18 protein-coding genes and 2 pseudogenes are annotated in these 20,188 nt (G+C 59.3%); 13 read left to right on the top strand and 7 right to left on the bottom strand.

Features of this window, described 5'->3' with window-relative positions; translation table 11 throughout:
* Window positions 1-32 precede the first annotated feature (32 nt).
* The 3 genes and pseudogenes from BG57_RS21740 to BG57_RS21725 form a co-directional block, all read right to left on the bottom strand.
* Window positions 33-784, bottom strand: a pseudogene (locus BG57_RS21740) (transposase); the annotation flags it as partial.
* A 167-nt stretch (window positions 785-951) separates the two neighbouring features.
* Window positions 952-1,482 carry a YciE/YciF ferroxidase family protein gene (locus tag BG57_RS21730; protein ID WP_052005929.1) on the bottom strand — a complete coding sequence of 177 codons (531 nt, stop codon included), beginning with the start codon at window positions 1,480-1,482 and terminating at the stop codon, window positions 952-954.
* Window positions 1,483-1,763: 281 nt separating this feature from the next.
* A pseudogene (locus BG57_RS21725) lies at window positions 1,764-2,291 on the bottom strand (DUF4142 domain-containing protein).
* Between the two features lie 829 nt (window positions 2,292-3,120).
* Here BG57_RS21725 and BG57_RS21720 point away from each other — a divergent pair.
* The 10 genes from BG57_RS21720 to BG57_RS31740 all read left to right on the top strand — a co-directional run bounded on the left by BG57_RS21720 (window position 3,121) and on the right by BG57_RS31740 (window position 13,309).
* On the top strand, window positions 3,121-3,924 hold the full coding sequence (locus BG57_RS21720) for a transglutaminase-like domain-containing protein (protein WP_035967930.1): 804 nt from the start codon (window positions 3,121-3,123) through the stop codon (window positions 3,922-3,924).
* Between the two features lie 975 nt (window positions 3,925-4,899).
* The gene (locus BG57_RS21710; RefSeq protein WP_052005928.1) at window positions 4,900-6,000 is read left to right on the top strand and encodes an extracellular catalytic domain type 1 short-chain-length polyhydroxyalkanoate depolymerase; all 1,101 of its coding nucleotides are present in this window, start codon (window positions 4,900-4,902) and stop codon (window positions 5,998-6,000) included.
* A 210-nt stretch (window positions 6,001-6,210) separates the two neighbouring features.
* Window positions 6,211-6,777, top strand: coding sequence for a TIGR01841 family phasin (gene phaP, locus BG57_RS21705; protein ID WP_052005927.1), 567 nt, complete (start codon window positions 6,211-6,213; stop codon window positions 6,775-6,777).
* 376 nt (window positions 6,778-7,153) lie between these two features.
* On the top strand, window positions 7,154-7,870 hold the full coding sequence (locus BG57_RS21700; RefSeq protein ID WP_035967948.1) for a YrzE family protein: 717 nt from the start codon (window positions 7,154-7,156) through the stop codon (window positions 7,868-7,870).
* A gap of 189 nt (window positions 7,871-8,059) precedes the next feature.
* Window positions 8,060-8,377: a hypothetical protein gene (locus BG57_RS21695; RefSeq protein WP_035967929.1), complete on the top strand. Its 318-nt coding sequence runs from the start codon at window positions 8,060-8,062 to the stop codon at window positions 8,375-8,377.
* Window positions 8,378-8,615: 238 nt separating this feature from the next.
* Window positions 8,616-9,002 (top strand): hypothetical protein, encoded by a 387-nt coding sequence (locus BG57_RS33880; protein WP_229754078.1) that lies wholly within the window; start codon window positions 8,616-8,618, stop codon window positions 9,000-9,002.
* Window positions 8,954-9,331 carry a YsnF/AvaK domain-containing protein gene (locus tag BG57_RS33875; protein WP_229754077.1) on the top strand — a complete coding sequence of 126 codons (378 nt, stop codon included), beginning with the start codon at window positions 8,954-8,956 and terminating at the stop codon, window positions 9,329-9,331. Before BG57_RS33880 ends, BG57_RS33875 begins: the two co-directional genes overlap by 49 nt.
* Window positions 9,332-10,032: 701 nt before the next feature.
* Window positions 10,033-11,073, top strand: a complete 1,041-nt coding sequence (locus BG57_RS21685; protein ID WP_052005926.1) for an alpha/beta fold hydrolase — start codon at window positions 10,033-10,035, stop codon at window positions 11,071-11,073.
* 348 nt (window positions 11,074-11,421) lie between these two features.
* Complete coding sequence (locus BG57_RS21680; RefSeq protein WP_035967928.1) at window positions 11,422-12,558, top strand: sensor histidine kinase; 1,137 nt, start codon at window positions 11,422-11,424, stop codon at window positions 12,556-12,558.
* A gap of 499 nt (window positions 12,559-13,057) precedes the next feature.
* The gene (locus tag BG57_RS31740; RefSeq protein ID WP_075583181.1) at window positions 13,058-13,309 is read left to right on the top strand and encodes a transposase; all 252 of its coding nucleotides are present in this window, start codon (window positions 13,058-13,060) and stop codon (window positions 13,307-13,309) included.
* A gap of 1,091 nt (window positions 13,310-14,400) precedes the next feature.
* On the opposite strand, the gene BG57_RS31735 is transcribed toward BG57_RS31740, so the two are convergent.
* The 3 genes from BG57_RS31735 to BG57_RS21670 form a co-directional block, all read right to left on the bottom strand.
* A complete protein-coding gene (locus BG57_RS31735) occupies window positions 14,401-14,607 on the bottom strand; it encodes a hypothetical protein (protein WP_075583180.1) in 207 nt (68 codons plus the stop codon).
* A gap of 147 nt (window positions 14,608-14,754) precedes the next feature.
* Window positions 14,755-15,168, bottom strand: a complete 414-nt coding sequence (locus BG57_RS21675) for a type II toxin-antitoxin system HicB family antitoxin (protein ID WP_035967944.1) — start codon at window positions 15,166-15,168, stop codon at window positions 14,755-14,757.
* Between the two features lie 41 nt (window positions 15,169-15,209).
* Window positions 15,210-15,482 (bottom strand): hypothetical protein, encoded by a 273-nt coding sequence (locus tag BG57_RS21670; protein ID WP_035967927.1) that lies wholly within the window; start codon window positions 15,480-15,482, stop codon window positions 15,210-15,212.
* Window positions 15,483-16,273: 791 nt separating this feature from the next.
* Between BG57_RS21670 and BG57_RS21665 the strand changes: the two genes are divergently transcribed.
* Window positions 16,274-16,582, top strand: a complete 309-nt coding sequence (locus BG57_RS21665) for a DUF4148 domain-containing protein (protein WP_035967926.1) — start codon at window positions 16,274-16,276, stop codon at window positions 16,580-16,582.
* Between the two features lie 220 nt (window positions 16,583-16,802).
* Window positions 16,803-17,576, top strand: a complete 774-nt coding sequence (locus tag BG57_RS21660; RefSeq protein WP_035967925.1) for a DUF2242 domain-containing protein — start codon at window positions 16,803-16,805, stop codon at window positions 17,574-17,576.
* A 115-nt stretch (window positions 17,577-17,691) separates the two neighbouring features.
* On the opposite strand, the gene BG57_RS21655 is transcribed toward BG57_RS21660, so the two are convergent.
* Window positions 17,692-18,066: a BON domain-containing protein gene (locus tag BG57_RS21655; RefSeq protein ID WP_035967924.1), complete on the bottom strand. Its 375-nt coding sequence runs from the start codon at window positions 18,064-18,066 to the stop codon at window positions 17,692-17,694.
* A gap of 566 nt (window positions 18,067-18,632) precedes the next feature.
* Between BG57_RS21655 and BG57_RS21650 the strand changes: the two genes are divergently transcribed.
* Entirely contained in the window at window positions 18,633-20,129 is a 1,497-nt protein-coding gene (locus BG57_RS21650) for a TAXI family TRAP transporter solute-binding subunit (protein WP_035967922.1), read from the top strand.
* Window positions 20,130-20,188: the final 59 nt, after the last annotated feature.

Genomic DNA, 20,188 nt, shown 5'->3' with positions numbered 1-20,188 from the left:
ACCGTGTATCAGTTTACAAGTGCCGATGACAACAGCACTTCGATCACCCGTCCGGAGCGAATCGACCCCGCCACATCGATGGCCAGGCATTCGCGCGTGTATTCGTCGATCACAGTCAGACACTTCAACTGCTGACCGTTGGCGCAGGCATCGAACACGAAGTCATACGCCCAGACATGTCGTGCTGCCGTAGCTGGCTGAGGCCGGGGTCGATGCGTCGACACGCAGCGCCGCGGGCGTTTGCGCGGCACCTGCAGTCCCGCGAGCCGCCACAGCCGCCAGCCCGGTCTGCACTCATCGGATGGCCTTTTCGATCCAAAAAATCCGGATGGTATCCGCGCTATGGTTACCGTCACTGCGCCGACAAAACACGCATCGCCGCCCGCACCGGGCGTCATGCTCGGCCAACTTCGACTGGTAATGCAACGCGACCTCGCGACCGACATCAGCGCGCACGCACGCCGCTCCAACAGGCCTCGCGCTCTCGCGTAGGCAACCTGCAGGCGGCGAGCGGGCGCGCTCACCACTTTTTTGCGTTGACCTCCCTCATTACATCGAGCTCCAGGTCACGCTCTGCCACCATCTTCTTCAGTGGCGCGTTTTCCTGCTCGAGCTGCTTGAGGCGCTTCACATCCGCAGCCTCCATGCCGCCGAAATGTTGACGCCAGTTATACAACGTCTGCTCGCTAATCCCGTGCTTCTTGGCCACCTCTGCGACCGACGTCTTGTCCGCCTCGCGCAGCATGGTGACAATCTGTTCTTCGGTAAATCGGCTATTCTTCATGACTTCCATTCCTCCGCTGGAAGCCATTCTCTCAAGTTTCAACTGGTCCGAAAATCGCCAGGCAGGTCACCTGTCCGACGGTTTCGTTCCGCGGTGTGCGGCATAAGGGGGCGCGACGCAGCCCTTAATCAGCCGCGGCGAATAGGCCAGCCGCGGCACAGATGTCGTTACTTCACGCTCTGCTTTCCAGCGCGGTTCAGGGCCGACGTTCCGGCCTCTTCTTCGGACACTTGTTGCTCGGCCAACAACGTCAGTTTTTCGTCCGTTGCCTTCTCTTCTTTCAGCGTTTCAAGCAGCAGATTCATCGCGTCGGTGTAGCCTAGCTTTTTTGCAAGCGCCGCCAATGTCCCATAGGTGGCGATCTCGTAGTGCTCCACTTTCTGCGCAGCTGCGATCAAGGCCGCGTCGCGGATGGGCCCCTGCTCGATCTCTTCAATGTGCTCCTGCCCCTCCTCAACGAGCCCCTCCATAGCAACGCACTTTACGCGCTTGAGTTTGATGTCAGTGCTTTCCACCACCCGGTCAATTCGCTCAATCTGCCCCTGTGTTTCTTCAAGATGGGCCTTGAAGGCAGCGGAAAGATCAGGATTGGTTGCAGCTCGGGCGAGCTTGGGAAGCGCCTTAGTCAGCTGTTTCTCTGCACTGTAGACGTCCGACAGGGCGTGCACGAACAAGTCATTTAAGGATTTTGCAGCCATGAATTTTCTCCGGTTGGTTTCTAGCGGCCCGCTTTCAGCGAGCGTGCATCACAGGCCCCCTTTATTCCTCTCGCCGAAAGCACCGGGCTACGTCTCCCGCGCCTAGACGTGTTCCGGTGTAACCCCGCATTGGAACCTTTGCTTGCTGCGAGCGCCTGCAACATTCGTCTTGGGCCCATATATGACAGAATGAGCAATTGATATGCCCCGCGGTCCGAGACCTGCACCATGTACAAGAGCGAGCTGTAGCGGGATTCGGGAACACACCAATCATGGGGTCGCTACTTCACCCCTTTCTTTGCCGCCCGCGCTTGCGCCATCTCGAGATGATGCGGATCGTCGGCAGCGCCTTTGTGGCCGCATTTTTTAGATCACCATTCCGTCCCTCTTGTGCTTCCTTCTGAAAGGCTGCGACCGCCTTTGATGTCCTTCGACATCAACGGCCTTGATATAGGCAGGGCGAATGCCTTCCCTTTCAACGGTCTGAGCGCGTCGAGCACTGCGTGATACGAATTGTCTTTTGGAACCTTGACGCCGTGCGGCGCCGCCATTCTGAGCTGAACCATGAGCTTGGTGTGATCCACCATCATTTGATGGGCGAAGTCTTTAACATCCTTGTCCTGAGACTGCTTCGTGGCGCTTTTCGCCGTATCGATTTCGGTCGAGCTCGATTCGGATGCGGCCTGGACGAACGCCTCGTCGACGAGAGAAAGGTCGTTGATTTGCGTCGCACTGGCAGCTTGCGCTTGAGCAAAGGTGTGCGAGAAAGCGCTAAACAGCGCGAATCGTCGCTGCGCGCGCAGCCATATTTCGCTTCACAGGAGGCCGCTTAGATTGGTATGTAAGACTAAACAATCAGCAACTGCTGTGCCGATAATCTGGCGTCTGTTTACGCTGACTGCGCCACTGCAACTCGCCTCCGCGGCACGGCCATGCTGTTTTAACGGTTGCACGAATGCTCGATACAATTGTTCCCTCCCATCGGCGATACCGACCAGGCACGCATCCTAACGGACTACGCCGAATCCAACCCCCATTGAGTCGCACTAGAGAAATATTGCAAGCGTCGAGGATGGGCGACGTTGGCCGATCCGTCACCGGGCGGCAGCCTCGGTCTTTTATTGTCTGGCGAGTCACCGATCCCCTTCGAGCGTGGCCGTCTTCGTGGCGGGTCAACTACCGCGCCGTTTCAATGAACCGCACACAAGACAGTGAATCAAGAAACGGACATAAGAGCGGGACGCGGATAGCATAACGTCTGTCCGACACATAAAAAAACGAAGGAACCAGCCCGTCGAAAAAGGCGCGGATGGCTGGAGGTTTTCATGCACCGAACGATCGACTACCGTGGCTTTGAGCTCATGTAATTGACGCCGGCCGCGGAGGACACGTTTAACATGTCTTTCCAGATAAGGGGCGGCACCAACATTGAAGTGCTCGGTGTACGGGAGGCCGCATTGCGCCGTGCAACGATCCCTTCACTGAGCGCTGGGCTTACCTGGCGGCAGAATAGCCGGCCAGGCCGCGATCGACTTTTTGCTGGGGCCAGTCGGTTGAGGTATTCCGCGTTCTCTCGGGTAGGTGACTTTCGACTTATGGCATTGGCGCGCCTCGGATTGGGTGAACTCAGGAGGAATCATGAAGCTTCGCGTCGGATACGAACTGTCGTACGAGTGCTGCCAGCCCACACCGATGATGCTGATGTTAAACACGCATTTCTCGCATGCGAAGGACATTATCGTTGCGGATCTACTTGTCGCCGATCCCCCGGTGCCGATTTGGCAGTACCGTGATCTGTTCGGCAACCTGTGCAGCCGGATCGTCGCGCCCGTCGGGCGTCTGAGACTGCGTACGACTGCCCTGCTGAGTGTTTCGAGCGCGATGGAAACCCGCTCTGGCGGCGGGTGGGGACGCCCGGTGGAGCAGTTGCCCGACGACACTCTGGTTTTCCTGCTGGGCAGCCGCTATTGCGAAACGGACCTGCTAGTCGAGACCGCATGGCAGCTTTTCGGCCAATGCGCGCCGGGGTTGCCCACAGTGCTCGCCATCTGCGATTTCGTGCATCGACACATTGAATTCGACTACGGGGAAGCGCGACCAACGAAAACCGCGTGGGACGTCTATCGCGAACGTAAGGGCGTATGCCGTGACTTCGCGCATCTAGGCGTGACACTATGCCGTGCGATGAATATTCCGGCGCGTTACTGCACCGGCTATATCAGCGACGTGGGCTTGCCGCCCGTTACTGCACCGATGGATTTCGCCGGATGGTTCGAAGCCTACGTGGGTGACAGATGGGAGATCTTCGACCCGCGAAACAACGCGCCGCGAATCGGGCGCGTGTTGATGGCATACGGCCGCGACGCCGCCGACGTCGCGATCAGTAATGCTTTCGGGCCCGCCGTGCTGACGCACTTCGAGGTGCAATGCGATCAGGAGTGAGCGCTGATTTACATTGACTGTCGGGTGCATTTGTACGAAGTTGGCAACACGCGGTGGATCTCGCCCACATCGGCATACCCCACTTGGCCGGATGACCCGGCAAGAGCGACGGAGTAGCTCGTCTTTGTGAAGCGAACAAAGACCTCAAGGGCCGTCTGGTGATTGGCGAGAAACGTAACGGCCGACGCGAATATGACGAAAGGCACACGCGACGAACCGACGAACTAGTGAGCAAGGGGATGCTGCCTCCCCGCGCACCGAGCATCGAGCACCGAGCACTTCGAGGTTTGTGCGCCTTTTATCTGAAACGTCACGTCAAAGGTGTCCTCGTCAGCAGCCGAAGTCCGTTCGATCTGAATCTCGAAGGCGCGGTACGCGATCGTTCGGTACATGAACGCCCCCCTTTTGTCTTCGGAGGCTAACATGAGCGCCAGCATCGGATGGTCTACGCAACCATTGGGATAGGTCCATGCATGCCCCACCACGCGTACTCAAAAACCACGTGCCGGAACGTTCGGACCGCTACTACCAATTTATTGAGTAGTTCGTGGCCATCTCCACGACCGACGTTTTGTCGTCTCGCGGAGCATCGTGACCATCTGTTCTTCCGTGAATCGGCTGTTCTTCATGACTTTCCGTTCCTCAGTAATCAGTGCGGTCGCCGCAGTTGCCGGAAACGATGACCGCATGCTTGCTCTCGCCCGGTATATGGAAATCTTGCGGTACCGACACTCGTAACTATTTATGTTGGCCTTCGTCTTGAGGGTAAACGCGAGTAAGATGAAATCGAAGCGCCCAATTACAAATCTTGATCAACGGCGCTAATCGTATTTGTTTGTCCCCACCACCCTAATTTTTCAAAGTTTGCCCTCGTCGGAAGATAGGCCATTCGAGTTCCGCTGGCCGCCCCCTGACACGCCCGTATCCGATCCACGCTTGACACATGCCGATGTCATTTCTATTCAAGAGCGTCTAATGAAAAATATCAACGCAGCAACCGTAAGAAGCAGTTCTAGTCATCCGCCCGTCGGAAGCTTGTCATCCCCGAGAAAGGGGCTATTTGTATCCACAGTTTCTAATGACGATTTCGCAGAAGAATCGAACCTCGATTCCGACTCGTCGAAATCAGGGAATAAAACGGAACGCGCGCTGCAATCCGGCCCGCAATGGCTCTCCGGTCGATTTTCTCACCCGACAGGTGCGCATGAATTCAAGGTATACGTGCCATCGAGCTATCACGGCGCAGCCACATCGTTGATCGTCATGCTTCACGGCGCAGGCCAGGACGCCGACGACTTTGCACTTGGCACCGAAATGAATCTGGCCGCTGAAAGCGGCGGTTATATCGTCGTGTACCCCGAGCAGGGGACGAGTGCCAATATGTTTCGATGCTGGAACTGGTTTCGGCCGACAGATCGGATCCGCGATTCCGGCGAAGCCTCCATCATCGCAGCCATCACGCGCGAGGTGATGGCATCTTACGAGATCGACCCGACGCGGGTTTTTATCGCCGGAATGTCGGCCGGCGCCGCGATGGCCGTCAATCTTGCGGTCGCACATCCCGATCTTTACGCGGCGGCTGGAATTCATTCCGGGCTAGCGTTCGGCGTCGCTGACGAAGCTTTTTCGGCGGTGTCCGCGATGACGATGGGCAACTCCGCGGCCCAACTTAGCGCCGCACGAGATGCGATAGGCTTGCGTCGCGCGGTGCCGCTTATCGTCTTTCATGGCGATCAGGACACTACGGTGCATCCGCAAAACGCCGAGGTCCTCATGGAGATGCATCAGGGCCTGATGGTGGGCACCAATGACGCGTGCGCATCGGTTACGACCGAGCTTGGACAAGTCGAGGACGGATATTCCTTTACCCGCAATACGTTTTGTCATGGTGGCGGCGAGGTTTTCGGCGAGCAGTGGGTGATTCACGGGCTTGGGCACGCCTGGTCGGGCGGCGATTCGAACGCCACGCATACCGATGCCCGTGGACCACACGCTGCGCGCGAGATGATGCGTTTCTTCGACGCCGTCGCCGACGCACGATATGCGACTCAATCAGGCGGCGTGCTAGAAAATTGAATAGGTCGTTTATACCTGTGCCCAGTCCTTCAGGGAATTACCGAATTGGGGCGGCGTAAAAAATACGAGCGGGCAATCTGATTCCAGGTTAAATGAAATAACGCTTGACGCTCCAATTTAATGCTGTAGCATGAATTTCACTGTGCGGCAACAAAAAACTCCCCGCGTGCCTCGGATTCAAACCCTGTCTAAATTTCTACGGAATATTCCATGTTCTTGATTTCCCCCCAACAAGTAGCGGCGTTTCAAAAAGCCAAATTCCAGGGCTGGATGAGCCTTACCGATAAATATATGGACGGTTTTCAAAAGCTGACACAATTGAACGTGCAAACGGTTAGAACGCTCATTTCCGAAAATGTGGGTGAAGCTAAATTAGCGCCTGAGAACGAGAGCGACGCGAGCGAATGGCAATCGAATTTGCTCAAGCAGTTTCAGGAAAAATCGGCATCGTATAGTCGACATTTTTATGCAATTGTCTCGGCGACCGGTGAGGACGTGGTGCGCGAGGCGCAAAGCCAGGTCGCTTCCTATGGCGGTCAAGTCAACGAGGTCTTCAAGACTGCGGTCGAGAACGCATCCGCGGCGTCCGAGAAGGCTGCTGCGGCTGTGGAGACAAACTTGAAGCAAGCAACCTCGGCCTCGTTAGATGCCACAGCGAACGCGGCGGATTCACTCGCCAAGGAAACCCAGTCAAACGTCTCGGCCGCTGGCAATGCCGTGAAGACCGGCGCGGATACGGCCATCCAGTCGGTGAACAAGCCGAATCAGAAGCATTGAATCCGTGGGTCTGCTCGTTCCAGCAGGACCCATTGCGGCAACAAGGAAGGACCCGCTTTCGAGCGGGTTTTGTATGCCAGACGCCGGTCGACAATGCGCAGCGAACCTCGCGTGGCCGCCAGTTCAGCTACTGGAAACTTCGCCCTGCTCGAATTCTTTCAAGTGCATCCGTCGCCGTAGCGCCCACGGTATTTAAACTTATCGCACTCATACATTGAGTGGATCTCGCTTAATTGCGTTCAGCCGGGCAACGGACGTGCGGAATATGCTTCGCTCTATCCGCTTCGCCCCTGGGTATAGCCGTTGCGCTATCAAACCTCAGCACCACCTCCGAGAACACAATTACTTTCGGGGTCCTAACGTTATGGATTCGAACATGCGCCTGCTCACTACCCAAGACGGTCTTCCCCGCATCTCCTGGGGTGCCGTCATCGCCGGGGTCATCCTGTCCCTGATCGCTTACCTCATTCTCACGGTGCTCGGAACGGCTATCGGGGCGTCGGTCCTGTCGCCGCTCACTCAGCCCGATCCCACGCGCGGCTTCGCGTTCGGTTCGGGCGCCTACATGATCGCGATGACGGTTATCGCTGTCTTCATCGGTTCGTACTTCGCCGGCCGTTGCGCGCCGGTGTTGGGCTGGCTTCACGGCCTCCTCGCCTGGGCAGTCATGATCATCGTGATGGCTTACGGTGCAACGTCGCTCGTTGGCAGCGCCGTCAACACCGCGGGCAATATTGCATCGACAGGCGCGACGGTAACCGCCGCTGCGAATCCGTCCGCCGCCAGTGGAACGAGTATGGGTTCGCTCAAGGCCCAGGTTCAGGGCGCGATGGCCTCGGCGACCGCCATGGCCTCCAGTCCTCAGGCTGAAGCGGATACGCGCCAGGCCGCCGACACGGCAGCGCGCGGCGTTGCCCGTGCCTCATGGTTCTCATTCGCGGCACTCGTGGTCGGCGCGATCATCGCCCTGGTTTCGGGTGGAGCGGGCTTTCGTCATCAGCCGCCGGTCGAGGACGCCGGCGGTGCTGCCTACGAGGACGATGCCCTCCGCTCGAGTGACCGTACCGTACCGCGCAGCCGTCCTGTGCACTGAGCGATGCGCCTCGCGAACCGGAGCACGGATATGAGCAAGTGACGCTGCACCTACACCAGAACTCGCTAGCGAGTCGGCTACGCTGACCGCTAGCGAGCAACGGCTAGCCCTCTCGGCCCACGAACAGGAAACCGGCGCGGGTCGCGTTCGCACCATCCCCACACCGAACTGCGTGAGCTTCCCGTTCTGTTGCACAGCGCTGCCGCGCAGACCGAAGGTGTTGCAGTCAAAAAATTCGTCGACGCCGAGTTCGCCCCGCGTAAAGAGGACGACGGCTTGATCGTGCCCGTCTGCGAGTACGTGCCGGTGACCGACCTCCGGCTGACGCTCAGGGAAGAGCTGCGTACCGCGACGGTTGTCTCCATCACGTCCGACGTCCACGTCGCCGAGGCGAAACGTCAGGAAGTCGTCATCGAAAGACGAGTCGGATCAGCTGGAGACGGGATCGCAGATCCCGCGACACCGTCCTCAGGCGTGGGCGAGTCCGCTTCAAATCCCGCTGTATAGATGTCAATTTCTGGCCGGCCGTCAGGCCGCCAACATATATTCGGAGCTACGCATGACTCAGGCAATCGTAGGTATATTCGACTCGTTTAAAGATGCTGAGACCGCTGTCGCGCGCCTCGTCCAAGGCGGTTTTGACCGCGCCGATATGGAGGTGCACGCCACCGGGCAAGCAGACATGCCCGGCGAGCGCACGGTGATCGATACGCGAACGTCGAGCGCGACGGCGGACGAAGTCGGCGTGTTCGGCAAGATCGAACATTTCTTCAGCAATATGTTCGGCGCAGATGATCGGCCGGACGAGGTGGGCGACTATCAGGAAGCCGTCCGACGCGGCGGCGCATTGCTCACCGTCACGATGGTCGATGAAGCGCAGGTTAGACTGGTGCGCTCGACACTGCATGGAGCGGGCGCCGTAGATATCGATGACCGCGTCGCGCAATGGAAAAGCAATGGCTATGCAGGCTTCGACTCCACCGCCAAGGCTTACACACCGGATGAAGTCGCGGCGGATCGCAAGGCGTTCGCAGTGACGCGTGAATCGCTCGAGGTGGGCAAGCGCGAAGTGCAAACCGTGGCGTGCGCGTCTACTCCCGTGCCACGGAAACGCCTGTTTCCGAAACCGTGAATCTGCGCGAAGCTCACGCGACGATCGAGCGCCGGCCGGTGGATCGCGTGGCCACGGCAGCCGATCTGAAGGAAGGTTCGGTGGAGATTCGGGAGACGGCTGAGCACGTAGTGGTGGCCAAGACGGCACGCGTCATCGAAGAGGTCGTCGTCGGCCGCGAGGCGACCGAACGCACGGAAACCATCAACGAAACCTTGCGCGGCACGGACGTGGAAGTCGAGCATGTCCGTGGGGGCACGGCCGGTTTCCAGACGGCGGAGCAAGAACGTGCGCTTGGCGCGCAAAGCGCGGACGACGCGATCATAAAGACGCCGACGAAATCGGTTTAAGTGAAAACCGGGGCGCCTGCCGAATGATGTTTGCGCTTGTTCATGTCGAGACGAACCTGTTGGTCCGTTGTGAGGGTTCCAGACGTGAGCCGACCGCTTCTACCTTAGCTTCGATCAGCCCGTCCTAAAGCCCCGCCGACACAGCGCTGCAGGTTGTTCGGCGTCTCCGGCGGCTACGCCGCCTGCGACTGCTCACCACCGGCTAACACAATCGTCAACACGTGACCCCATGCAGTCGATGAGGGGGCGTAACCCGAAGGATTCAACATCTGCGGCCCAGCGTTTGAAACGTATCGCTGTAACGGGAAGCAAGACCCGCTTTAGAACAGGCTATCCCATGCTAGCGCTGGTGCGCTCCAGTCCGCAATGCAGGCGACTTCCATCGACTTCACGCGGTCGCGAAACCTTTTTTCCAGGTCTCTGAAACATCGCCCTTTGCGCACATCCGATTGATGGAAGCTCGCAAATATGCTTCGCCCGACCGTCGCAGTCTCCTGGCAACGGCCTAGCGGATATGATCGTTGCGCAATCACATGCTTAGACCTCGGCGACATGCCGATCGATTGGTTGTAGCACGACCCTCCTCAGACGTCCTAGCCCTTTCGTTTCAACACTTATTGGAAAGCGCAGTCCTCCGTTGTTCTAGCCATCGTCTAAGTTGCGGCATTGCTGTCCACCACCCGACATTCATCGAGAATTTGATGCCCTATCTTCCTCCCAAACGTAAAACCATGTCCCCCGCAGTAGCCACGCTGGCCGTGGCGGCAACCACCGCAATCGCGGCTGCTGTCTGGAACCGATATAAGGCGAAACAAGCAGAGCGCGACGACCCACCGATCGGCCGATTCATCGATGTTGACGGCGTTCGCCTGCACTACACCGACACGGGGAGGGGTCCATGCGTGGTGCTCCTGCATGGCAATACCGTGCTGCTTCAGGACTTTGAGGCTAGCGGCGTAACCGGCATGCTCGCTGAGGACCACCGGGTGATCTCGTTTGATCGACCTGGCTTCGGTTATAGCGAACGTCCGAGAAATCGTTTGTGGACGGCACAAGCGCAGGCGGCCCTGTTACAGCGTGCGCTCGAACTGCTTCGTGCCGATAAGCCAGTAGTCATTGGGCATTCGTGGGGTACGCTGGTTGCGCTTTCTCTCGCCGTCGATTCGCCCGCGCAGGTGCGGGGCCTCGTTCTGGTTTCGGGCTATTATTTTCCGTCGGCGCGTCTGGACGTAGCGATGACAGCGCCCGCCGCGATGCCCGTGGTCGGCGACGTGCTCCGATACACCGCATCACCCTTCGCGGGCCGCCTGCTCATGAAGAAAACCGTGCAGGCGATGTTCGCGCCCGCGTCTATGCCAGAAGCATTCTTCGGTAGCATGCCGCGTGAGATGCTGTTGCGCCCGAGCCAGATTCGTGCGACATCCGAAGACGCGGCCTTCATGATTCCCGCAGCGACGCGACTGCGCGATCACTATCCTTCAATCGACATGCCTGTGCGTATCTTCGCAGGCGCAGGCGACAAGGTGGTCGATCCGGAATCGCACTCCGCCCGCCTGCATGCGGTCTTGCCAAACAGCACGCTCGATGTCGAGCTGGATGCAGGACACATGGTGCACTACAAGATTGCCGCGCTTATCTGCGCCGCGGTCTCCGACATTGAAGCGCAGACGCCCCACTCCCCAGCTGCTAAAGGAAGCGGCCAGCCACATGCCAACCGGCCGGAGGCCATTGCCGCATCATAACTTGCGCGGCCAGACAGCCGCTATTTGACAACTAGGGCGAATAGGCGCCATTGATGAAAGGACGACGAGGGGACGAGTCGGTTACGAACGTGACCGCGTCAGGCTTCATTTAGACTGTCCCCAATACTCCTCCTTTGTCCCGGTTGACCATTTCTGCTACCGTGATACCGGTGCTAAGGTATGTTTGCAGCCGTTCTAGTTGCCGAAAGCTGAACAGACCGGGCAACACAAAGTTCGTAGTTTCCAGCGGGTGTCGGTCGCTCCCCGCTGGACCACAGCCGGTTCGGGAACGAGCGACCGCATCGAGCTCGCATTTCGCCAAGTGCCGCGCATCGCGCAGGAGGCACCGTGCTTCACACGTTTCTGGCAAACAACCGCGACGAGCTGATTGCGCGATGCAGGACCAATGTGGCCCAACGACCCGCGCGGGGCGCGTCAGTCTTGCAGCTCGAAAACGGCGTTCCGCTGTTTTTGGAACAACTCATCAACACGTTGCGCATTGAGCAGACAGACCGCGCCGCAGACAGCGTCGTTGTGTCGGGCTCGCCTGGAGGAAATGCCGAGCGTTCGGAGATCGGTGAGGCGGCAGCACAGCACGGGCACGAGTTACTGCGCCTGGGGTACACGGTCGACCAGGTTGTCCATGATTATGGAGACTTGTGCCAGGCAATTACCGATCTGGCACATGAACGGGATGCGCCGTTTTCCATCGACGAGTTCCGCACGTTGAACCGCTGCCTGGACAACGCGATCGCCGATGCTGTCACGGAATTCGGCTATCAGCGCGATTTCACGGTAGCTTCCCAACGCGCCATGGAGGAAAGCGAGCGCATGGGATCCTTTGCCCATGAGCTTCGAAACTTCCTGCACACGGCAAATCTCGCCTTTGCCGCCGCAAAAGCTGGAAACTTGCCTTTGTTCGGTGCAACTGGCGCCGTCCTCGAGCGAAGCTTAGCGGGGTTGGGAAAACTCATTGATCATTCAGTTGAAGACGCTCGTATCTCCTCTACCGATAGCGCGAAGTGGACGCTGTTTTCCCTTTCGGACTTTATCAATGAAACGAAGCATGCGGCAGATCTAGCCGCACAGCTATGCGGGTGCCGCTTCGTGGTGACGCCAGTTGATCCTCGGCTCGCTATCAGTGGCAACCGCGACCTGCTTTATTCGGCGCTCGGCAATCTCCTACAAAACGCCTTCAAATTTACTCAGCCAAATTCCGATGTCACACTGAACGCATATGCGGTCGCCGACAAGATTCTCATTGAAGTGAAGGATCATGGCGGGGGTCTCCCGCCGGGCAAGGCAGAACAGATGTTTCTGCCGTTCACCCAGTTTGGAGCGGATAAATCCGGGCTTGGGCTCGGCCTGTCCATCGCACGTCGCAGCGTCGAATTGAATGATGGCGTGCTGAGCGTGCGCGAAATTCCGGACGTCGGATGCGTATTTACGATCAGTCTTCCGCGACACGCGTTGATGAAGAAATAGCCGATGTCCCGCTGCGGACATTCCCGGGCGGCGCGCCGGTGATGCTCCGTGGCCGAACCGAACGGATCTCGAGCAGCTTAGCCATTCGGCAGGCGGCCCGGGGATAACAAAACTCCACAAAGACGTTCGCCCGCACGCTCCGCAGCCATAAGGACAACACAAGGTGAACGAACGGACGGAAGATACGCCGGCGTCGGGCGACCGCATTCGGCTGGCTAAAGAGAACCTCACGGAATAGCACCGACAAGCGCGGGCCCATCAAAAAGTCTGAAGGAAACTGCCATTTGTCATGGTGGAGAGGCGTTCAAGCCCAAGGTCACGCGTAACAGAAACACATTCGTGCCGACCGCCCCGGTTTCTTGAAAGGGACGTCGTGTGACGTCGCTCGAGAGGTCGGGGCTTTTCGCTGACGAAGAACGGTAAGCGACTGGCCAACTCACCTTGATTGTCGTTGAAGCGCTTGGGAGTATCGTGTCCACTAAAGCGAATAAGCGGACACGTGAACACTTTCGAAGAAGAGGCGTTGCCGACGCGTCGCCGTAGTCGGCGCTACACCGAAGACTTTAAGGCACGCGTTGTTGCCGCCTGCCAGGGTACCGGCGTGTCGGTGTCGGCCGTCGCGCTGGAACATCGGCTCAACGCGAACCTGCTGCGACGCTGGCTTGATCAGGCAGAAGGCAGACTTCCGAAGCGGTTGTCTGAACGCCCGGTAGAAGCTCAATCGACACCACTACCAGCGATGCTGCCTTGAAGGCCGACCCCATGGCGTTACGTTTGAGATAATTATGCGCTTACGCGAACAAGGCCATGTGTGAGCTCGCGAGCTGCTCCGCGCTTACCGCATCGCAATTTTGATGAAGAAGCCTGCGATCGCCTGATCGCCTAGATTCGCCGGCGCATGACCGAATATGGAATAAGCGCCGGAAATCTTCCCGCTGTTATCTAAGAGGATAAGCCGCTGACGTCCCTTTATTGAGAAACGGAGGCAATGAATGGAACGGTGAGGCCGATCTGCTGGACTGGCTTTACCTGTCCGGCGCGGTATAGATGTCAACGCTTTGCTGTCCGGCAACAGGATGCCACTCCGGCGGGATGTTGGCTGTGATGCGGAAATGCCAATTTCCTTCGTTGTTTGACAACGACTGGCCTCGGTTGCACTCATGCAGGATGCCATTTGATGCAGACGTCCTGTGTAACCGTAGAGACATGGCGGCCCCGACTGAGGGGCACTCGCGATGACATCGCTGCGCCCTGTCTCGTTGCTCATCGGTAGCTACTTTGCGCTGCAACTCAGTTTTGGTGTTTTCCTCGCTATCTTCCCTACCTCAGAGGGCCCTAGTGTTGTGGAAATCGTTTGCTGAGCTACGCCGACAGCCTGGTGGAAGGCCTCGACGTGTTTTTTGTCGAGCCATGTCTCCCGGGGGGCGTCGCGTCGTACACTGTCAGAATATAGATAAAGGAGGCCATCATGAGCAAAGCCCATGACGCCAAGAAGACGGAAAAGAAAGTAGCGACTAGAACGCCCAAGGAGAAGAAGGACATGAAGAAGCTGAAGAAGGAAGCTTCGAAGCGTCAGTGATCTCAATGTCAAGGGCGCCGCTGGATCGAACTTCGGGCCAAAAGCGCTCTTGCCAGAGTAACAGCAACGGTTCCGCCTGCTAAAAGCTTCAAATGACGGCTTCAGTCGTGCCGGCTCGCAAAAGAGCACGCCCCATCTTCGGGATCAAGTCCGCGGCTTCTCCCTGCTCCAGCAGACCTGACATCAAAGCCCCTTTATGATTCTTCTACCGGGACGATGCAGCGCCGCCGGAAAAAACCGCCGCTTCGCAGATTCTTCCACGTTCAAGGTCGCATAAAGCTGCTTCCCGCACCCACCAAATTCCTTGCTTGCCTCACCCATTGCTTCGGACCTCTGCACTGACTCCCGTCGGCGACCCGCTTTTCTTCTTCGGGGGCCACCGGCATGCCATCATCCGTCGCATCCGCCGCGGCATCTCTCTGTTTCCTGCTTTCTGCCAGTTCTTCGGCATTTACCTGGTCATCAATCATGATTCACTCCTGCTACGGGAGAACGGGTTCGCCAACAGGCGGTCGGCATCGCCCCCGATAGCAGGGACGACGCGACACGTTTCGAATAATGACGCGCTCGTGGCGCGCGATGTAAGCGGTCCGCGAATGCCAACCGAAGACTGAAATCTAGGACAATTGCCCTTCGCCCCCGTTTCCGAGTTCGTGCACAGCAGCCAGCGTAAAGAATGTAGAGCGCGTCGAGTGTCGCTCTTTTGTTGCAGCATCGACTCTCTGCATCAGACTCTCAGGCAAACTGAATTGAACGCTCACAGCTTTGGAGGTAACCCGCGTCAGATTGATCTCGATGAACATCCAGATCCCTTGCCCATCGTCCATGTCAAGTGATTGCAATTCCGATGTACTGCAGGTGGGAGCGGGTATGAGTTGCTCGCTGCGGTCATACATCAGCTCAACGACCTCTTGCGCGTTGCGTTTGAGTTCATCGAATGAATGGCCGTGCGCAACTGCTCGTGGAAGGTCGGGAAAACTGGCGCGAAAGCCGGCGAATCCATCACGGTGCACATAAAGCGGATATTGCATGACCTGCCCTCTCCGTTGCGGGGTGACTCGCGTTCGGTCTGTCATAGTTCGGTAGCCTTAACCTTGCCATCGACGATGTCTTTGCCGTATTGCATCGCAAGGTCGATGGCAGCGCCCATGGTGGCGGGACTTACCACATCGAACAACGTTGCATAGCGCCGAGCCTTAGCTTCGCTGGACGGAATGGTGTCTATCCTTACGAACGATGAGAACTGCCTTGGTCCTTTGGCATACGGATCACGATGCAAGGGGAATACCTGGTGAGAGTAAGCACCTAGCTCGTACCCTCTGTATTCAATAGTAGGGATGGTCATGATGGCGCGCTCCTTAAGCGATCGTGACCGTCAGGAACCGATACCTGTCCGGATGCGAAAATGGGCGGTCAGGTGCATCTGGATCTTTTCACCATGCGCTCAAAGCCGTCGAAAAGCAACCTAAATGTTGACGTTGCGCAAGGGAAAGCTTGACATGCAACTGTGCCGCCTCGCCAAGTCAGCAAAGGGAGGTGCAGCAGCCGCACGTCGGCTGAACGGTGAGCGTCGGCTACGGCTGACGAGGGCCTGTCGGCAGCCGTAAAAAAAAAGGAACGGCCGTCCCACCTTGAAAGTGTGAGTCGCTGATCCGAAAGACGGACCCGTGCTGAAGGTTTGATATCTCCACTTCACTCTGGTGCCTGCCGTACACATCGCGACGATCCGACGGTCGGCAGGGGTCGACGACACTCGTCAACGGTAAGGTAAGCCGACGTGCGCCCCCACCGAGCAGCGAATGTTGAATAAGCAGTTCCGCTGCGCGGTTTGCTTCCGGATCGCCCGACTTTAAGGCGTTGCCGCCGATACTTAACTGGACTGAGTGCTCAAAGAAGTCAGGGTAAACCGACAGCGGAAAATCCCAAGGGAGCACGTCGGAGGCGCGCGCGAAGGCGATTTCAATCGAATGGCAGCTTCCGATTGACACGATTAATGTCAATCCGACAAAACTGATTTCGTCGCATCAGGGTTTGTACTGAGACGCAACCGGCTTACACTGCCTCTCAACGACGAAGCAGTGGAGAGACACCCTCCCGACTGCAACGTTCCCGCGAATCGGAATACGGAGAGTCATCATGTTCAAGTCGATCGTTCCCGCCATCGTCATCGCTTCTGCTTTGGTTGTCCCGGCGCTGGCTCAAGCGCAGAGCAATAGCCCCATCACCCGCGCCGAAGTCCGGGCGCAGCTGGTCCAACTCGAGCGCGCAGGCTACAACCCGGCAAGCGACCACACGACCTACCCCGCCAACATCCAGGCTGCCCAGGCCCGCGTGAACGCGCAGCAAGGCGTCGCGGAATCGTCCTTTGGCGGTGCGGCGGAAGGCGCGTCCGCATCGGGCCGTGCGGCTGGCATCGTCAACGCCGGTATCTACGATCGCCCCTAAATTGACAGGCCGTTGCCGCCAGCGAAGCCCGGCTCCCGCGCCGGGCTTTTTCGCTTTCTGCAACGGCGCCCGAACGCCCGTCCAGTACGGGATCGCGCCAGTCACCTCGCTGTAAGCCACGGATTTCGCAACGATTTCGGATTCCGCTTTTTCATCGGACAGTCCGGCGGCACTACAATTTGGGTCTGCGTTGTCACACATTTCGTTTTTGCCGCCGCCCATGCCTATCTCGTCGTTGCGCCTCGCCGTTGTCTCCCTCGCTCTACTCGCCCTCGCCGCCTGCGGCGGTCGCGCCGCCACCACCCCGAGCTATCAGCAGGAGTTGTTCAGTTCTGGCGTGAGTCCCTACGCGCATAATTTCGACGCCACCGTGAAAGAAACGTGCGAAGCCGCCCGCCGCGCGCTGCTGTCGCAAGGCTTCCTCACGACGATGGCCCAGCCCGACACCGTCGACGCCACCAAGAATTTCCAGCCGAACGCCGACACGCACGCCGTGGTGTCCTTTCACGTGGTCTGCACGCCCGGCGAGAACACCGCGAATCAGAGCATTGCCTACGTCAACGCCGTGCAGGACGGCTACGCGCTTAAGAAAAGCGACACGTCGGCGAGTGTCGGCCTCAGCGTGCTCGGCTCGCTTTCGCTGCCGATCCGCTCCAATAGCGACGCAATGGTGAAGATTTCGAGCGAAACGGTGCCGGCGGGCAAGTTCTACGACCGTTTCTTCAACCTGATGGGCCACTATCTGAAGACGGTGCCGCGCAGTTCGCCCGTCGCGGCCGACGAAGTCGAGAGCAAGCCGCTCGTGCCTTCGCTGGTGCTGACTTCGCCCGAACTCACGCCGACGCCGATCGTCGTGCAGGCGCCCGCCGCGGCCGCCACGGCGATTCAGGCATCGGATGGCGCCGCCGAGAGCAAGCGCCAGGCGCAGGCAGCGGCGACGGCCACTCCCGTCGCGGCATCGGCGGCCGAGGCGGCATCCGCGGTCGCGCACTGAGCGGCGGCATCCATCGAACGATAACGAAACCCGCAAGCGCAAACGAAAACGGGCCCCGGCGACAAACCGGAGCCCGCTCGACATTTCCCGGCGGCTGCCCGCCGGAATACGCCGCTTATTTCCCGCCGTTCTGCGCGCTCAGCGAGAGCTTGTTCGACACCGACGTCACGCCCGACACGCCCTTCGCGACTTCTTCCGCCTGCGCGATCTGCGCGCCTTCCGGCACCGTGCCCGTCAGCGTGACCGCACCGCCGCGCGCACGGACGTACACATTCGACACGTCGAAGCCTTGCGCTTTCGACAACGCGCGGCGCACGGCATAGCCGAGCGAGCGGTCGGTCTTCTTGGTCGCGGATTTTTGCGCCTTGGTCGGTGCGCTGGCTTCGGTGCTCGTGGTGGCCGCCGCATCGCTCGACTGGGCATAGGCGCTCGACGCCACCGCCACACAGACCACGACGCCCAGAGCCTTCAACAGATCGACAACTTTCATGGTTTCTCCTTTTGTTTCGCTTGTTGACTTCGCACAGTTGCTACTTCGCTCGTTTGCACATCAAACCGGATCGCATCGCCCGGGAAGAGGCGACGGCATCGGGCGATCGTGGCCGCGCGAATCGTCGATGCCGATTGGCTGACGATTGCACGGCGAAGAAGCCGCGATGCTGTGATGCGGTGCTGCGAGAGGCTGGCGAAGAAACGAATTCGGCCGATCGGTCGGGCTCGATGGCCCTCGGCTCGTCTATGAGTGTCCAGCCGCACGGCGCATGCTCGATGCGCGTCTGCGCCAGCGATGCGGCGCGTGTCCTGACAGCCCAACTATCGGGTTTCGGACGAATGATTCTTATCGTACGGCGGCGAACGTCAATTTAGCCCAGCGCGGCCGTTAGCGCAAAGCTTTTAACGACGCGGCGCCCGCTGGCAGCAGCCGGACGCAACAAGGGTGGACAAAGGGCCCGGCGCGTCCATACGCGTGTCACATTCGGCTGACCCGCGATGCACGAAACGCCCGCGTCGCTCGTTCGGGTAAGCTCTCGGCACAAATTGACTCGAAGCACCGATATGACCCAGCCCGACGCGCACAAGGAACCCGCAGCGTCCGACGCCACTTCCAGTTCCCGCCGCAGACCGCAACCGAAGATCGTTGCGCGCTTCGTCGCGATCTCCTGGCGCGACCTGGCGATGACTTTCGGCCCGATCGTCCTCGTGAGCATCGTCGCGCTGTACTTCGCCGTGCGCCTGATCCAGCCCGCGCCGCCGAGCGCGCTGACCATCGCCGCCGGTCCCAAGGGCAGTTCGTTCTGGAACAGTGCGCAGAAGTACAAGGCGATCCTCGCGCGCAACCGCGTCACGCTCAACGTGATGGAAACCCAAGGCTCGTTCGACAACCTTACGCGGCTCTCCGATCCGAACTCCGGCATCGATGTGGCTTTCGTGCAGGGCGGCATGACGAAGCCGGGCGCCACGCACGACGATCTCGAATCGCTCGGCAGCGTGTCGTATGTGCCGCTCGCGGTGTTTTATCGCGGTGCGCCGGTATCGCGATTATCGGAACTGAAAGGCAAGCGCCTCGCGATCGGCGCGGAGGGCAGCGGCACGAGGCTGCTCGCGCTGACGCTGCTGAAGGCGAACGGCATTCAGCCGGGCGGCGATACGCCGCTGCTTCCGCTCGCCGGCGACACGGCCGCCAAGGCGCTGGAAGACGGCCAGATCGACGCCGTCTTCCTGACCGGCGATTCCGCCCAGCCGCCGACGATGGCCAAGCTCCTGCGCACGTCCGGCATCCGCTTCATGGATTTCTCCCAGGCCGATGCCTACGCGCGCCGCTTCCCGTACTTGACCGAAATCGAATTGCCGATGGGCGCGTTCGATCTCGCGGCGAACCTGCCGCCGCATCCGGTTCACATGGTCGCGCCGACCGCAGAGCTGGTTGCGCGCGACAGTCTGCATCCCGCGCTGTCGGACCTGCTGATCGAGGCCGCACGCGAGGTCCACAGCCGCGCGGGCTTGCTGCAACGGGCCAACGAGTTTCCCGCGCCGCTCGTCCACGAATTCCGCATCAGCGACAACGCCGAGCGTTATTACAAGTCGGGCAAGAGTTTCCTGTATCGCACGCTGCCGTTCTGGGTCGCGAGCCTCGCGGATCGCGTGCTGGTCGTGCTGGTGCCGCTGATCGTCGTGCTGATTCCGGCGCTGCGGCTCGTGCCGGGTCTCTACCGGTGGCGCGTCAAATCGCGCATCTATCGCTGGTATGGCGCGCTGATTGCAATCGAACGGGAAGCGATCAGCGGCCCCGACACCGCCCAGCGCGACGCCCTGCTCGACCGCATCGACGCGATCGAATCGGCGGTCAACCGGATGAAGATGCCGCTCGCGTTCGCCGATCAGTTCTATGTGCTGCGGGAACACATCGGCTTCGTCCGCGCGCGGCTCGCGCACGCGGCCATCGCCGCGAGCGACACAGATGCGGACGCGGATGCCCATGCTGGCCAGCCGCGCGAGCGTCTTGCCGCGTCGAGGGCTGCTTCGCGTGCAGACACGGAGCAAGGCAGCACGTAATATCGAATCATTCGGCCGTGGAAAGTGCACGCGGCCGGAAGGACACGCGGCGCTTTTTT

This window comes from Caballeronia grimmiae (assembly GCF_000698555.1).
Classification (GTDB): domain Bacteria; phylum Pseudomonadota; class Gammaproteobacteria; order Burkholderiales; family Burkholderiaceae; genus Caballeronia; species Caballeronia grimmiae.
This window is presented reverse-complemented; position numbering and strand designations above follow the sequence as displayed.